The 15,964-nt window shown below is 66.5% G+C and carries 12 protein-coding genes; 10 read left to right on the plus strand and 2 right to left on the minus strand.

Annotation, left to right across the window (positions count from 1 at the left end):
• Nucleotides 1-35 precede the first annotated feature (35 nt).
• The 3 genes from HWX07_RS20400 to HWX07_RS20410 all read left to right on the plus strand — a co-directional run bounded on the left by HWX07_RS20400 (nt 36) and on the right by HWX07_RS20410 (nt 4,177).
• The gene (locus tag HWX07_RS20400) at nt 36-1,382 is read left to right on the plus strand and encodes an adenylosuccinate synthase (RefSeq protein ID WP_006478687.1); all 1,347 of its coding nucleotides are present in this window, start codon (nt 36-38) and stop codon (nt 1,380-1,382) included.
• Between the two features lie 7 nt (nt 1,383-1,389).
• Nucleotides 1,390-1,986 (plus strand): phosphoribosyltransferase, encoded by a 597-nt coding sequence (locus HWX07_RS20405; RefSeq protein WP_006478688.1) that lies wholly within the window; start codon nt 1,390-1,392, stop codon nt 1,984-1,986.
• A 274-nt stretch (nt 1,987-2,260) separates the two neighbouring features.
• Complete coding sequence (locus HWX07_RS20410) at nt 2,261-4,177, plus strand: potassium transporter Kup (RefSeq protein WP_006478689.1); 1,917 nt, start codon at nt 2,261-2,263, stop codon at nt 4,175-4,177.
• Between the two features lie 88 nt (nt 4,178-4,265).
• Here the strand turns inward: HWX07_RS20410 and HWX07_RS20415 are convergent, their stop codons facing one another.
• Entirely contained in the window at nt 4,266-6,590 is a 2,325-nt protein-coding gene (locus tag HWX07_RS20415; RefSeq protein ID WP_041491989.1) for a Tex family protein, read from the minus strand.
• A 164-nt stretch (nt 6,591-6,754) separates the two neighbouring features.
• Between HWX07_RS20415 and HWX07_RS20420 the strand changes: the two genes are divergently transcribed.
• The 3 genes from HWX07_RS20420 (at nt 6,755) to HWX07_RS20430 (ending at nt 10,104) form a co-directional block, all read left to right on the plus strand.
• Nucleotides 6,755-7,507: a hypothetical protein gene (locus tag HWX07_RS20420; RefSeq protein WP_175877454.1), complete on the plus strand. Its 753-nt coding sequence runs from the start codon at nt 6,755-6,757 to the stop codon at nt 7,505-7,507.
• A gap of 76 nt (nt 7,508-7,583) precedes the next feature.
• Entirely contained in the window at nt 7,584-7,799 is a 216-nt protein-coding gene (locus HWX07_RS20425; RefSeq protein WP_006478692.1) for a YdcH family protein, read from the plus strand.
• A gap of 55 nt (nt 7,800-7,854) precedes the next feature.
• Complete coding sequence (locus HWX07_RS20430) at nt 7,855-10,104, plus strand: ATP-dependent DNA helicase (protein ID WP_175877455.1); 2,250 nt, start codon at nt 7,855-7,857, stop codon at nt 10,102-10,104.
• 121 nt (nt 10,105-10,225) lie between these two features.
• Here the strand turns inward: HWX07_RS20430 and HWX07_RS20435 are convergent, their stop codons facing one another.
• Entirely contained in the window at nt 10,226-11,050 is an 825-nt protein-coding gene (locus tag HWX07_RS20435; protein WP_011549700.1) for an outer membrane protein assembly factor BamD, read from the minus strand.
• Nucleotides 11,051-11,091: 41 nt separating this feature from the next.
• Here HWX07_RS20435 and HWX07_RS20440 point away from each other — a divergent pair, with 41 nt between their 5' ends.
• The 4 genes from HWX07_RS20440 to HWX07_RS20455 form a co-directional block, all read left to right on the plus strand.
• Nucleotides 11,092-12,300 (plus strand): RluA family pseudouridine synthase, encoded by a 1,209-nt coding sequence (locus tag HWX07_RS20440; RefSeq protein WP_175877456.1) that lies wholly within the window; start codon nt 11,092-11,094, stop codon nt 12,298-12,300.
• Between the two features lie 6 nt (nt 12,301-12,306).
• Nucleotides 12,307-13,146, plus strand: coding sequence for a peptidoglycan editing factor PgeF (pgeF, locus tag HWX07_RS20445; RefSeq protein WP_175808299.1), 840 nt, complete (start codon nt 12,307-12,309; stop codon nt 13,144-13,146).
• Nucleotides 13,147-13,501: 355 nt separating this feature from the next.
• The gene (gene phaC, locus HWX07_RS20450) at nt 13,502-15,367 is read left to right on the plus strand and encodes a class I poly(R)-hydroxyalkanoic acid synthase (RefSeq protein ID WP_175877457.1); all 1,866 of its coding nucleotides are present in this window, start codon (nt 13,502-13,504) and stop codon (nt 15,365-15,367) included.
• 99 nt (nt 15,368-15,466) lie between these two features.
• A partial coding sequence (locus HWX07_RS20455) for a beta-ketoacyl synthase N-terminal-like domain-containing protein (protein WP_279612763.1) occupies nt 15,467-15,964 on the plus strand: 498 nt, incomplete at its 3' end.

Raw genomic sequence — 15,964 nt, forward strand, 5'->3', positions numbered from 1 at the left:
GGTAGAATACGTTTTTAACCAGCTAACGAATCAACATGTCTGCCAGCGCAGTGAACGTGACTCCCGGGCGCAATGTCGTCGTCGTGGGAACGCAATGGGGTGATGAAGGCAAGGGCAAGATCGTCGACTGGCTGACGGACCACGCTCAGGGCGTCGTGCGTTTCCAGGGCGGTCACAACGCCGGCCACACCCTCATCATCGGCGGCAAGAAAACGATCTTGCGCCTCATTCCGTCGGGCATCATGCGTGAAGGCGTCGCCTGCTACATCGGCAACGGCGTCGTTCTGTCCCCCGAAGCACTGTTCAAGGAAATCGGCGAGCTCGAAGAAGCCGGCGTGAACGTACGCGACCGTCTGTTCATCTCCGAAGCCACGACGCTGATCCTGCCGTACCACATCGCGATCGACCAGGCGCGCGAAGCGCGCAAGGGCGCGGGCAAGATCGGCACGACGGGCCGCGGCATCGGCCCTGCGTACGAAGACAAGGTCGGCCGCCGCGCGCTGCGCGTGCAGGACCTGTTCGACGCGAAGACCTTTGCCGATCGCCTGCGCGAAAATCTCGATTACCACAACTTCGTGCTGACCCAGTATCTAGGCGGCGCGGCCGTCGACTTCCAGGCCACGCTCGACACGATGCTCGGCTATGCCGACCGCCTGAAGCCGATGGTGGCCGACGTATCGCGCCGCCTGTACGACGCGAACAACGCGGGCCAGAACCTGCTGTTCGAAGGCGCGCAGGGCACGCTGCTCGACATTGACCACGGCACCTATCCGTTCGTCACGTCGAGCAACTGCGTCGCCGGTGCGGCGTCGGCCGGCGCGGGCGTCGGCCCGCAGAAGCTCAACTACATCCTCGGCATCACGAAGGCGTATTGCACGCGCGTCGGCTCGGGCCCGTTCCCGAGCGAGTTGTACGATGCGGACAACCCGCAGCGCCAGGACCAGATCGGCGTCACGCTCGCGAACGTCGGCAAGGAATTCGGCTCGGTTACCGGCCGTCCGCGCCGCACCGGCTGGCTCGATGCGGCTGCGCTGCGCCGCTCGATCCAGATCAACGGCGTGTCGGGCCTGTGCATGACGAAGCTCGACGTGCTCGACGGCCTCGACGAAGTCAAGCTGTGCGTCGGCTACAAGGTCGACGGCAAGGACGTGGACATCCTGCCGCGTGGCGCGGTCGATGTCGCGCGTTGCGAACCGGTGTACGAGACGTTCGCCGGCTGGAAGGAAAGCACGGTCGGGATCAACACGTGGGACGCGCTGCCGGCGAACGCGCAGGCCTACCTCGCACGCGTCCAGGAAGTGGCTGGCGTGCCGGTCGACATGGTGTCGACGGGCCCGGACCGCGACGAAACGATCCTGCTCCGCCATCCGTTCAAGGTGTAATTCCGAGATGACGCAGCAAATCACGATGACGGCGGCAGACTTGATGACCGATCCGCGCAACGACGACAAGAACCTGTGGGTAGGCTGGGACGAGTATCACCGGCTGATCGAGCTGCTCGCGCTCCAGGTGCACGCCTCGGGCTGGAAGTTCGACCAGATCCTGTGCCTCGCGCGCGGCGGCCTGCGCGTCGGCGACCAGCTGTCGCGCATCTATGACGTGCCGCTCGCGATCCTCGCGACGAGTTCGTACCGGGAAGCGGCCGGCACCGAGCAGGGCGAGCTCGACATCGCGCAGTACATCACGATGACGCGGGGCCATCTCGCGGGCAACGTGCTGCTGGTCGACGACCTCGTCGATTCCGGCGTCACGCTCGCACGCGTGCAGGAGCACCTGAAGGAGCGCTATCCGGCGGTCACGGCCGTGCGTTCGGCCGTGCTCTGGTACAAGGGTTGCTCGAAGGTCAAGCCCGACTACCACACGCAGTTCCTGCCGACGAATCCGTGGATTCATCAGCCGTTCGAGGAGTGGGACACGGTTCGTCCGCACAACCTCGAGGCGTGGATCAAGCGTGGTCGCGCGCAGCGCGACGGTTCGGGCGCGTAAGCGGCCGGCCGATCGAACGAAAGCCTTGTACGGCGCCGCTTGCGGCGCCGTTTTTCATTGGTGCGCGCGTGGCGCCCCGCGGGGCGCCTTGCGGACCCGATAGGCAGGCGGCGCGGCCCCGGCTATGATGGCAGCCCTGCCACAGGTCGCGCCGGATTGCATGCGCAGCGTGGATCACGTGGTTCCACGGCAACACGGCAGGGCGGTGTTTCACGGGGGCGCGAGTAGAATAGCGCTCGTTTTGTCCGACCCGGACCCGATTATTACGCTTCATATGAACGACACGACTCACGCGACCGACGCCGCACACTCGCCGCATTCGACGCAACAACACTCGATGCGGGCGCTAGCGATAGCAGCCATCGGCGTCGTGTTCGGCGACATCGGCACCAGCCCGCTGTATTCGCTCAAGGAAGCGTTCAGCCCCGCGCACGGCATTCCGCTGACCGAAGGGTCGATTCTCGGCGTGATCTCGCTGCTGTTCTGGGCCATCTTGCTGGTGGTCGGCGTCAAGTACCTGCTGTTCGTGATGCGGGCGGACAACAACGGCGAAGGCGGCGTGCTCGCGCTGATGGCGCTGTCGCTGCGGCCGCTCGATTCCAAAACCCGTGTCGCGGGCGCGCTGATGGCGCTCGGGATATTCGGCGCGTGCATGTTCTACGGGGATGCGGTGATCACGCCGGCGATTTCCGTGATGTCGGCCGTCGAAGGTCTCGAGATCGCGACGCCGCACCTGTCCCATCTTGTGCTGCCGATCACGATCGTGATCCTGATCGCGCTGTTCTGGATCCAGCGGCACGGTACCGCGCTGGTCGGCAAGCTGTTCGGCCCGATCATGGTGCTGTGGTTCGTCGTGATCGCGGCGCTGGGCGTGTACCACATCGTTCGCGTGCCGGGCATCATCGCAGCAATCAACCCGTATTACGCAGCGTCGTTCATGGCCGACCACCTGCTGCAGGCCTACGTCGTGCTCGGCTCGGTCGTGCTGGTGCTGACCGGCGCGGAAGCGCTCTATGCGGACATGGGCCACTTCGGTGCCAAGCCGATCCGGTACGCCGCGTACGGGCTCGTGATGCCGTCGCTCGTGCTGAACTACTTCGGTCAGGGCGCGCTGCTGATCCAGAATCCGAAAGCGATCGAAAACCCGTTCTTCCTGCTGGCGCCCGAATGGGGGCTGCTGCCGCTCGTGGTGCTGTCGACGGTCGCGACCGTGATCGCGTCGCAAGCGGTGATCTCCGGCGCGTACTCGCTGACGTCGCAGGCGATCCAGCTCGGCTACGTGCCGCGCATGAAGGTGCTGCATACGTCCGAGCTCGCGATCGGCCAGATCTACGTGCCGGTCGTGAACTGGCTGCTGCTGGCGGTGATCCTCTGCATCGTCGTCGGTTTCAAGAGCTCGGACAACCTCGCGGCTGCGTACGGCATCGCGGTGACGGCGACGATGGTGATCACGACCGTGCTCGCGTGCGTCGTGATGGTGAAGGTGTGGAACTGGAACCGGCTGCTGGTCGGCGCGATCATCGCGGTGTTTCTTGCGATCGACCTCGGCTTTTTCGGCGCAAACCTGCTGAAGGTCGCGCAGGGCGGCTGGCTGCCGCTCGGCATCGGCGCGTTGCTGTTCTTCCTGCTGATGACCTGGTACAAGGGGCGTCACATCGTCAAGGAACGCACGGCGGCCGACGGTATTCCGCTGGAGCCGTTCCTGCAGGGGCTGCTCGCGCATCCGCCGCACCGGGTGTCCGGCACCGCGATCTACCTGACCGGCAACGACAAGCTCGTCCCCGTCAGCCTGCTGCACAACCTGAAGCACAACAAGGTCCTGCACGAGCGGACCATTTTCCTGACGTTCGTCACCCGCGACATTCCGTACGTGCGCGACGACAAGCGCCAGAGCGCGCGCGATGCGGGCGGCGGGCTGTACATCGTCAAGGCCGAGTACGGCTTCAACGAGACGCCGGACGTGAAGGCCGTGCTCGAGGAATTCGGCCGGACGCACGACATGACGTTCGAGCTGATGGACACGTCGTTCTTCCTCGCGCGCGAAACGGTCGTGCCGACGCATCTGCCCGGGATGTCGATCTGGCGTGAGCGCGTATTCGCATGGATGCACCAGAACGCCGCGAAGCCGACCGATTTCTTCGCGATTCCGGCGAACCGCGTCGTCGAGCTCGGAACGAAGATCGAGATCTGACGAGCGCGGCGCGCGCCGCGTTTGTCCAGATAATGAAAAAGCCCGCCTTTCGGCGGGCTTTTTCGTACGTCGACGGCTGTTCGCGTGCTCAGCGCTTCAGCTTCGCGAATGCCGCGGCCATCGCGCCGGCCGGCTCCGGTTCGCGCGAACGCTGCGGGCGGGCGGCGCCGCGCCCCGCATTGCCGCGATCCGGGCCGCCGCGCGACGTCATGCCGGGCGCTGCCGCGTCGTCGTCGAGGCGCATCGTCAGCGCGATGCGCTGGCGCTTCACGTCGACGTCGATCACCTTCACCTTGACGACCTGGCCGGCCTTCACGACTTCGTGCGGGTCCTTGATGAACTTCGTCGACATTGCCGACACGTGGACGAGGCCGTCCTGGTGCACGCCGATATCCACGAACGCGCCGAACGCCGCGACGTTCGTCACGACGCCTTCGAGCGTCATGCCCGGCACGAGATCCGAGACCTTCTCGACGCCTTCGCGGAACGTGGCCGTCTTGAATTCCGGACGCGGATCGCGCCCCGGTTTCTCCAGTTCGGCCAGGATGTCGCGCACGGTCGGCAGGCCGAAACGTTCGTCAACAAATTCCGTCGGCGACAGACCCGACAGCGCTTCGCGGTTGCCGAGCACGTCGTCGATGCGCTTGTTGATCTTCGCGAGCATCCGCTCGACGACCGGATACGCTTCCGGGTGAACCGACGAGCGGTCGAGCGGGTTCTCGCCGCCGTTGATGCGCAGGAAGCCGGCGGCCTGTTCGAAAGTCTTGTCGCCGAGGCGCGGCACCTTGCGCAGGTGCTCGCGCGACGGGAACGGGCCGTTTGCATCGCGATAGTCGACGATGTTGCGCGCGAGCGTCGCGTTCAGTCCCGACACGCGGGCGAGCAGCGGGGCCGACGCGGTGTTCGCGTCGACGCCGACCGCGTTCACGCAATCCTCGACGACCGCGTCGAGCGAGCGGGCGAGTTCGCGCTGGTTCACGTCGTGCTGGTACTGGCCGACGCCGATCGCCTTCGGCTCGATCTTCACGAGCTCGGCGAGCGGGTCCTGCAGGCGGCGGGCGATCGACACGGCGCCGCGCAGCGATACGTCGAGCTCCGGGAATTCCTTCGCGGCGAGCTCGGACGCCGAGTAGACCGACGCGCCGGCTTCCGACACGACGATCTTCTGGAGCCGCAGCTCCGGGTGTTTCGCGATCAATTCGCTCGCGAGCTTGTCGGTTTCGCGCGACGCGGTGCCGTTGCCGATGCTGATCAGCTCGGCCTGCGTCTGCGCGGCGATGCGCGCGAGTTTCGCGATCGAGCCGTCCCAGTCGCGGCGCGGCTCGTGCGGGTAGATCGTGTCGGTCGCGAGCACCTTGCCGGTGCGGTCGACGACCGCGACCTTCACGCCCGTGCGCAGGCCGGGGTCGAGGCCGATCACGGCCTTCGGGCCGGCCGGCGCGGCCAGCAGCAGGTCGTTCAGGTTGCGCGCGAACACGCGGATCGCTTCGGTTTCGGCCGTTTCGCGCAGTTGCGTGAGCAGTTCATTCTCGATATGCGGCTGCACCTTCACGCGCCAGCACCAGCGGCAGACGTCGGACAGCCATTTGTCGGCCGGGCGATTTTGGTTCGCGATGCCGAAATGGCGCGCGATCATCGCCTCGCCGGGATGCGGCACCTGCGCGTCGAGCTCTTCGCCGAGGCCGAGCTTGATCGTCAGCACGCCGGCGTTGCGGCCGCGGAACAGCGCGAGCGCACGGTGCGACGGCACGGTCTTGATCGTTTCCGCGTAGTCGTAATAGTCGCGGAATTTCTCGCCTTCCTCGTTTTCCTTGCCCTCGACGACGGCCGACGACACGACGCCCTGGTTGTGCAGGTAGTCGCGCAGCTTGCCGAGCAGTTCCGCCGTCTCGCCGAACTGTTCGGACAGGATGTCGCGCGCGCCGTCGAGCGCGGCTTTCACGTCGGCGACGCCCTTGTCGGCGTCGACATACGCGGCCGCCTCGGCTTGCGGGTCGAGCAGCGGGTTGGCGAGCAGCGCCTGCGCGAGCGGCTCGAGGCCGGCTTCGCGGGCGATCTGTGCACGCGTGCGGCGCTTCGGCTTGTACGGCAGATAAAGGTCTTCGAGCACCTGTTTGCTGTCGGCCGCGTCGATCGCGGCACGCAGTTCGTCGGTCAGCTTGCCCTGTTCGTCGATGCTCGACAGGATCGCGGCGCGGCGATCCTCGAGTTCGCGCAGATACAGGAGGCGTTCCTCGAGGTTGCGCAGCTGCGTGTCGTCCAGGTTGCCGGTCACTTCCTTGCGGTACCGGGCAATGAACGGAACGGTCGAGCCTTCGTCGAGGAGTTGCACGGCCGCCGCGACCTGGCGCGGCTGGACGGACAGTTCGGTGGCGATGCGCTGTACGATCTTGAGTGCTACGGTTTCCGTCATGTCGTGGATGGTCTGTCTGCCTGCTGAAATCGCGGCGCGGGCCGGCAGGCCCTGAGCGGCGGGCTGCCCGGCGGGCCCGACGGGCCAGAGGCCGCGGGTGAATGAAGCGGGGCATTTTGCCATAAATGGCGGAGCGTCCAGCCGGGGGTGATAGAATTTGACACATGTCCCGCAGCTTTCCTACGACGTTGCCAACTTCCCGCATTTCTCTCGTCGCGCTCGGCGCAGCGCTCGCCGCGGCTTTGTCCACCGGGGCTTCCGGTGCATTTGCGCAGGCCACTGGCGCCAGCGCGCCGGACACCGTCGCGTCCGCACCCGTTGCAGCCTCCGCCGCCCCGGATTTCGACGCCCGTCAAAAAGTGCTCAATCAACGCTCCGCGGAAAACGATTATCGTTATGCGGTGGCGGAGCACGACTGTTACAGCAAGTTCTTCGTCAACCACTGTCTCGGCAAGGCGCGCGACCAGATGCGCGAGGAGCGGGCGAGCATTCGCCAGGAGCAGCTCGCGCTGAACGACGAGCAGCGCGCGGTGCGGGCGCAGCAGCGCGACCAGCAGCAAGCGTTGAAGCAGGCCCGGAACGAGGCGGAAGCGCCGCAGCGGGCGGCGAACGACGCGGCGAACGCGGCTGCATTCCGCGACAAGCAGGAGCAGAATGCATTGAAGCAGGCGCAGCGTGGCGCGGAAGGGCCGCAACGCGCGGCGAGCAAGCAGGCATACGACCAGAAGCAGGCGGATTTCCAGCGCAAGCTCGACCAGGCGCACCAGCAGGCGGCGCAGAAGGCGCAGGAGCGGGCGGACAACGCCACGCGCTACGAGCAGAAGCAGAAGGAAGCCGCGCAGCACAAGGCCGATGTCGAGCGGCGTCAGCAGGAAGCGGCCGAGAAGGCCAAACAGCAGCAACAGCAGGGGCAGTAACGTGTTGAATTGATCGGGATCAGTCTCGGGCGCGTCGGCACGCCAGCCGTCGCGCTGCTTCGATGAGGAGGCAACTATGCAAAACCGTCACACGGAACAGCAGCAGGAATTGCACAACCGTTTGGCTGCATTGCAGGAGCAGCACCAGCAGCTCGCTCGGGAGATCGAGCTGAAGGAAGGACACTCCGACATCGACGACATCACGCTGCACCGGCTGAAGAAGGAAAAGCTGGCGGCCAAGGACAAAATCATTTTGCTGCAATCGCAGCTCGAACCGGATAAGCGCGCCTGAGCGCGGCCTGGCAAGCGCCGGCGCCGCCCGGGCGCTGGACACAGGAACGCTTGCCTTGAATTCACCGCTTGAAGCCACCCCCGATGCCCGGCGTGACACGACGTCCGCCGGGCGCGTTCGTGCGCCCGAAGGCACCTTCGAGCTGAGCCGCAAGCGCGTCGACGAACTCGACACGATCTTTGGCGAAGGCGGGTTGCTGGCGCGCGCGCTCGATGGGTATCGGCCGCGTACGTCGCAGATCGAGATGGCGCGCGCGGTCGCGTCCGCGATGGAGGCATCCGCGCGCCGGATGCCCGAGCCCGAGATCTTCGAAACCCGCAAGCGGCCGGCACGCCGCTTGGGCGACCCCGACAAGACGGCCGGGCCAGCCGCGGACGATGCCGCGGCAGCCGAATCCGACAGCGACGCAGGCGACAACACGCTGATCGTCGAGGCCGGCACGGGTACCGGCAAGACCTACGCGTATCTCGTACCCGCCATGCTGTGGGGCGGCAAGGTGATCGTGTCGACCGGCACGAAGCACCTGCAGGACCAACTGTTCCAGCGCGACATTCCGACCGTGCGCAACGCGCTCGCGGTGCCGGTGTCGGTCGCGATGCTCAAGGGCCGCGCCAACTACCTGTGCCACTACTACCTGCAGCGCACGGCCGACAACGGCCGGCTGCCGTCGCGGCAGGATACGGCCTATCTGCAGGAAATCGTCCGCTTCGCAAAAATCACGAAGAGCGGCGACAAGGCCGAACTCGCGAGCGTGCCGGAAAACGCGCCCGTGTGGTCGATGGTCACGTCGACGCGCGACAACTGCCTCGGCCAGGAATGCCCGCACTACAAGGAATGCTTCGTGATGCAGGCGCGGCGCGAGGCGCAGCAGGCGGACATCGTCGTCGTCAACCATCACCTGTTCTTCGCGGACATCATGCTGCGCGACACGGGGATGGCCGAGCTGCTGCCGAACGCGAACACGATCATCTTCGACGAAGCGCATCAGCTGCCGGAGACGGCGACGCTGTTCTTCGGCGAGACGTTGTCGACGACGCAGATCCTCGAGCTCGCGCGCGACACGGTCGCCGAAGGCCTGAGCCATGCGCGCGATGCGGTCGAATGGGTGAAGCTCGGCGGCGATCTCGAGCGCGCGGCGCGCGACCTGCGCCTCGCGTTCGCGGACGGCCAGATCGTGCGCATGTCGCTTGCGCAGCTTGGCGACGATCACCCGATGTTCGGTGCGCTCGACGCGCTCGACGTGGCGCTCGATGCGCTCGCCTCGGCGCTCGCGAGCCAGGCCGAGCGCGCGGAATCGCTCGGCGCGTGCCTGCGGCGCGCGCGCGAGCTGCAGGACCTGCTGGCCGGCTGGGTCGCGCCCGGCGCGGCGGAAGCGGCCGCGCAAGCCGACGCGGCAGCGGCCGGCGACAACGCGGCATCCGACAGCGATCCGAACGAGAAGGTGCGCTGGGTCGAGGTGTTCGCGCATACCGTGCAACTGCACGAAACGCCGCTGTCGGTCGCGCCGATCTTCGCGAAGCAGCGTGCGGGCGTGCCGCGTGCATGGGTGTTCACATCGGCCACGTTGTCGGTGCGCGGCGATTTCACGCACTACGCGGCGCAGATGGGCCTCAGCTCGCGTCGTTCGATGACGCTCGCCAGCCCGTTCGATTACCAGTCCCAAGGGCTGTTGTACGTGCCGCGCAACCTGCCGCAGCCGTCTTCGCCGGCGTTTACCGATGCCGTGTTCGACGCCGCGCTGCCGGCGATCGAGGCGTCCGGCGGCGGCGTGTTCATGCTGTGCACGACGTTGCGGGCGGTCGACCGGATCGCGTCGAAGCTGCGCGACGTAATCGAATCGCGCGGCTGGAATACGCCGTTGCTCGTGCAGGGCGACGCAAGCCGCACCGAGCTGCTCGACCGCTTCCGCGCGTACGGCAATGCGATCCTGGTCGGTAGCCAGAGCTTCTGGGAAGGCGTGGACGTGCGCGGCGATGCGTTGTCGCTGGTCGTGATCGACAAGCTGCCGTTCGCGCCGCCGGACGACCCGGTGCTGGCCGCGCGGCTCGATGCATTGACGAAGAAGGGGCTGAGCCCGTTCGCGGTGCACCAGCTGCCGCAGGCCGTGATCACGCTGAAGCAGGGCGCGGGTCGGCTGATTCGTGCGGAGACGGATCGCGGCGTGCTGATGATCTGCGACACGCGGCTCGTCGACAAGCCTTACGGGCGCCGGATCTGGCAAAGCCTGCCGCCGTTCAAGCGCACGCGCGAGATCGCGGTCGTGCAGGATTTCTTCGACGAGCACCGCGCGGGCAAGCACGCTTGATTGCACGCGCGGGGCTTGTCGCTTGATCGCCCCGGCGCCGCCCGAATGCGGCGCCAATAAAAAAACCGGCTCGATGGCCGGTTTTTTTGTGTGCGCAACGGCTGTTACATCGCGCCGTGCTTCAGAACTGCCACCACGACTTCTTCGCACCGGGGCGCGAATGGCCCGTCACGTATGGACTGTCGGGGAACGTGCCCGCGAGCACGCGTTTGGTGTCCTCGGCGAGTTCCGGCTGGTTCAGCTTGCCGTACGACAGGATCATGATGTGCAGCGCATCCTCGATCGCCGGCGCGCCCTTGTAGTCCTTGATCGCGAGCTGTGCGCGGTTGATGGCCGCGACATACGCGCCACGACGGTAGTAGTAGTCGGCCGCATGTACTTCGTGCGACGCGAGCGCGTTGACGATGTAGCGCATCCGCGCGGCCGCATCGGGCGCGTACTTGCTCTTCGGGAAGCGATCGACCACGACCTTGAACGCATCGTACGATTCGCGCAGCGCCTGCGGATCGCGCTCGCTCATGTCCTGGCCGGAGAAGCGCCCGAACAGGCCGAGATCGTCGTTGAAGTGGATCATCCCCTTCAGGTAGTACGCGTACGGGATATCCGGGTGATCGGGGTGGAGCTGGATGAAGCGATCGACGGCCTGGTCGGCCGCTGCTGCTTCGTTATCCTTCCAGTTGCAGTATGCGACGTTGATCTGCGCTTGCTGCGCGAAATGGCCGAACGGATCGCGGCCTTGCAGCGATTCGAAATATTTCGCGCACTTGCCCCAGTCGCCGCCGGACAGTGCGTCCTGGGCCTCTGAGTATAATTTGTTGTTCGACCAGGTAGCCGTCTCGTCCTGCTTCTGCGGCAAGCCGTGGCAGCCGGCGATGAGGGCCGCGGCCGCTACCGCCGCAGCCCGGGCGGCGACGGTTCTGGCCGTGCGTTTGGTCGAATTCATCATGCTCGCATGTCCTAGCTTCAAGTCTCGGTGACCCAGTCTAAATGACCCGTTCAAGTTCGCAGAATGCCCAGCCGGGCACACCAAATCGCGAAGATTATAGCCCAAGCGATCGGCCCGCCGACGCTGCGTCGGGGGATTCCCTCGATGACGATCTGGCCGGCGACGCGATGCAGCCGCCCGTCGTGCCGTCCGCGGCGCTCGACGAGGCGCCGCGCGTCGTCGAAGTGCCGCTGTCGCTCGCGGGTGAACGCCTCGACAAGGCGCTTGCCCAACTGTTCCCCGAATTCTCGCGCAGCCGCCTGCAGAGCTGGATCGAGGCGCAGCGCGTGCTCGTCGACGGCGCGCCGGCGAAGATCCGCCAGCCGGTGCCGCTCGGCGCGAAGATCGCGCTCGTGCCCGATCTGCTGCCCGAGCAGCTCGCGTTCACGCCGGAGCCCGTACCGCTCGACGTGATCTACGAGGACGACGCGCTCGTCGTCATCAACAAGCCGGCCGGCCTCGTCGTGCATCCGGCTGCCGGCAACTGGAGCGGCACGATCCTCAACGGTCTGCTGCATCGCTACGGCGACGCGGCGGCCGGCCTGCCGCGCGCGGGGATCGTCCACCGGCTCGACAAGGAAACCTCCGGCCTGATGGTGGTCGCCCGCACGCTGGCCGCGCAGACGGACCTCGTGCGCCAGTTGCAGGCCCGCACGGTGAAGCGCCGCTATTTCGCGCTGGTGTGGGGCACGATGCCCGAGGAGGGCACGATCGACGCGCCGATCGGCCGCGATCCGCGCGAGCGCACGCGCATGGCTGTCGTCACCGGTGCGTCGGGGAAGCCCGCGCGCACGCATTTCCGCACGGTTGACACATGCCTGTGGCAACGTCAGCCGGTTTCGGCGATTCAGTGCGATCTCGAAACCGGCCGCACGCACCAGATCCGCGTGCACTGCGCGCACGCCGGGCATCCACTGCTCGGCGATCCGGTCTACGGGCGGGCGCGCGGCAAGCGCTCGGTCACGCCGCTGCCGGACGGGTTCGCACGACAGGCGCTGCATGCGTGGCGGCTCGGCCTCGTGCATCCGGTCACGGGCAAGGCGATGCAGTGGCGCTGCCCGCTGCCGGACGACATGAACACGCTGGTCGCCGCGCTGGGCTTCGGGCAGGGCGACGAGGAATTCGACGACGACGACGGTGTCTACGACGATGAGGACTTCGGCGGCGAGTATCACGACGACGAGCCGTACCTGGACGATGAGGAGGAATGAGTGCCGATGACGAACCTGGCGCCGTTGACATGGCAGGACTGCGTGCAGCCCGACTGGCAGGTGTCGCCGCGCGTGCGCGCGCTGATCACGACGCGCGACGGTGGGGTGAGCGAGGGCCCGTACGGGCGCTGGCAGGACGGTGTGGCGCTGCCGGGCGGGATGAATCTCGGCCTGCATACCGGTGACGATCCCGACCATGTCGCGGTCAATCGCGCGCGTGTGCTCGCGCTCGCCGGGCAGGCGAGCGCCGCATGGCTCGAGCAGGTTCACGGTGCGCGGATCGTGCAGGCGGACGAGGTGATCGCCGCGGCGCCTGCGGCCACGGCGCCGGTGCAGGCCGACGCGAGCGTCACGAACCAGGCGGGCGCCGTCTGCGTGGTGATGGTGGCCGATTGCCTGCCCGTGCTGCTGTGCGACGCGCAGGGCCGCGCGGTCGGCGCCGCGCATGCGGGCTGGCGCGGGCTCGCGGCCGGCATCGTCGAGCAGACGGCGGCACGCGTCGCCACGCTCGCGGGCGACACGACGGACGCGCTGCATGCGTATCTCGGGCCGGCGATCGGCCCGCGGGCGTTCGAGGTTGGCGCCGACGTGCGCGATGCGTTTCTCGACACGGCTGCGCAGTCGGAGCATGATGAAACCCGTCATGCGTTCGTTGCCATCGACGGCGCGCCCGGCAAGTTTCTTGCCGATCTCTACGCGCTCGCGCGCCTGCGACTCGTGCGTGCGGGCGTGGTGCACGTGAGCGGCGGGACGGCTTGCACGGTCGCCGAACCCGCGCGCTTCTATTCGTACCGGCGCGACCGTGTGACGGGCCGCATGGCCGCGGCAATCTGGCTGGCCGATTGATCGCATGCGCATGCGCGGGTTTTGTTGCGTCGCGAAATCGGGTTATCTCGATATTGAGGCGGCAATGCGGCACTGCATGCGCAACTGAATGAAAAATCCCGGAGTCAAGTCAAGCAAAATGTTTTATGTTTCGCCGGAACCCTTGTCCCGTCTGTCGTGCGCGGATTATCTCCGTGAAATGTTCAGTAGTTTGATCGGGCGCTTCACATGGGGAAAACGATAATGATAAAAATACCGCACTGCGGCAGAATCTGGAGACGCCTCTCCAGAGCATGACGGCCCGGCTCGCAGCCGGCACGCCGCGCGCGAGCAGGATTTCACGATTGACGCTCACGAATCACCGGTAAGGCAGGTAATGACAGCATCGAAAAATTCGTCGACGTCCGCGCATGCGGGCACTTCCGCGGGCAGCACCGGTTTCGATCCGGCCGCCCAGCCGATGCAGCAGATGTTCGAGTCGTGGTTGAACGCGTGGCGCGGTTTTGCCGACCCGGCGCGTGCCGCGACGGCCTCGGCCACCTTCAATCCGTTCGCGACATTCCAGTTCCCGACGTCGTTTCCGTTTCAACTGCCGTCGATGCCCGACCTCGGCGCGATGGCGTCGCCGTTCGCGGGGCTGAAGCTGCCGGTCGCCGCGATTCCGCCCGAACGGCTCCAGGCATTGCAGGCCGACTACGCGCGCGATTGCATGACACTGATGCAGCAGGCGGCCGCCGCGAAGCTCGAGTCGCCGGAGTTGAAAGACCGCCGCTTCAGCGGCGATGCATGGAAGGCGTCGCCCGCGCATGCGTTCGCGGCTGCGTGGTATCTGCTCAACGCGCGTTATCTGCAGGAGCTGGCCGACGCGTTGCAGACCGACCCGAAGACGCGCGAGCGCATCCGCTTCACGGTCCAGCAATGGACGGCCGCGGCCGCACCGAGCAACTTCCTCGCACTCAATCCCGACGCACAGAAATCGATCCTCGAAACGCAGGGCGAAAGCCTGCGGCAGGGGATGATGAACCTGCTCGGCGACCTGCAGCGCGGCAAGATTTCGCAGACCGACGAATCGCAGTTCGTGGTCGGCAAGAACCTCGGGTGTACCGCGGGCGCGGTCGTGTACGAGAACGACCTGATCCAGCTGATCCAGTACACGCCGAAGACGGACAAAGTGTTCGAGCGGCCGCTGCTGATCGTGCCGCCGTGCATCAACAAGTTCTACATCCTCGACCTGCAACCCGAGAATTCGCTCGTCGCGCACGCGCTGTCGAACGGTCATCAGGTGTTCCTCGTGTCGTGGCGCAACGCGGATGCGTCGGTCGCGCACAAGACGTGGGACGACTACATGAATGAAGGGCTGCTCGCGGCGATCGACGCGGTGCAGCAGATCAGCGGCCGTGAGCAGATCAACACGCTCGGCTTCTGCGTCGGTGGCACGATGCTCGCGACCGCGCTCGCGGTGCTCGCCGCGCGCGGCGAACATCCGGCCGCGTCGATGACGCTGCTCACCGCGATGCTCGATTTCACCGACACGGGCATCCTCGACGTGTTCGTCGACGAGGCACACGTGCAGATGCGCGAGCAGACCATCGGCGGCAAGAACGGTACGCAACCCGGGCTGATGCGCGGCATGGAGTTCGCGAACACGTTCTCGTTCCTGCGTCCGAACGATCTCGTGTGGAACTACGTCGTCGACAACTACCTGAAGGGCCGCACGCCCGCGCCGTTCGACCTGCTGTACTGGAACAGCGATTCGACGAGCCTGCCGGGCCCGATGTACGCGTGGTACCTGCGCCATACCTATCTCGAAAACAAGCTGCGCGAACCGGGTGCGCTGACCGTGTGTGGCGAATCGGTCGACCTGTCGCTGATCGACGTGCCGACCTTCATCTACGGTTCGCGCGAGGATCACATCGTGCCGTGGCAGACCGCCTACGCATCGACGTCGATCCTGTCGGGTCCGCTGAAGTTCGTGCTCGGCGCGTCGGGGCACATCGCGGGCGTGATCAATCCGCCCGCGAAGAAGAAACGCAGCTACTGGGTCAACGAGGGCGACCTGCCCGAATCCGCCGACGACTGGTTTGCCGGGGCGACCGAGCAGCCGGGAAGCTGGTGGACGACGTGGGTCGAGTGGCTCGACGCGTACGGCGGCCGCAAGGTCGTGCCGCCGGCCCAGCCGGGGTCCGCGCAATTTCCGGTGATCGAGCCGGCGCCCGGTCGTTACGTGTTGCAGCGCGATTGACGAAAACCGGACAGCAGCGCACGCTGTCCGGTGCACCGCAGTTTTTTTAACAGGGCCGGTAACGATGCGCCGTGTCGTGCGGGCCTGGAGGAACGGGAAATGACGGATGTAGTGATCGTATCGGCCGCGCGGACCGCGGTCGGCAAATTCGGCGGCTCGCTCGCGAAGATTGCGGCGCCCGAACTGGGCGCGACGGTGATTCGCGCGGTGCTGGAGCGTGCGGGCGTGAAGCCCGATCAGGTCAGCGAAGTGATCATGGGTCAGGTGCTGACGGCCGGCTCCGGGCAGAACCCGGCGCGGCAGTCGCTGATCAAGGCGGGGCTGCCCACGGCCGTGCCGGGCATGACGATCAACAAGGTGTGCGGCTCGGGCCTGAAGGCCGTGATGCTGGCGGCGAACGCGATCATCGCGGGCGACGCGGAGATCGTGGTCGCGGGCGGCCAGGAGAACATGAGCGCCGCGCCGCACGTGCTGCCGGGCTCGCGCGACGGGTTCCGGATGGGCGATGCGAAGCTGGTCGACACGATGATCGTCGACGGCCTGTGGGACGTGTACAACCAGTACCACATGGGCATCACGGCGGAGAACGTCGCGAAG

The organism is Burkholderia sp. BCC0097 (assembly GCF_902832985.1).
GTDB lineage: Bacteria > Pseudomonadota > Gammaproteobacteria > Burkholderiales > Burkholderiaceae > Burkholderia > Burkholderia orbicola.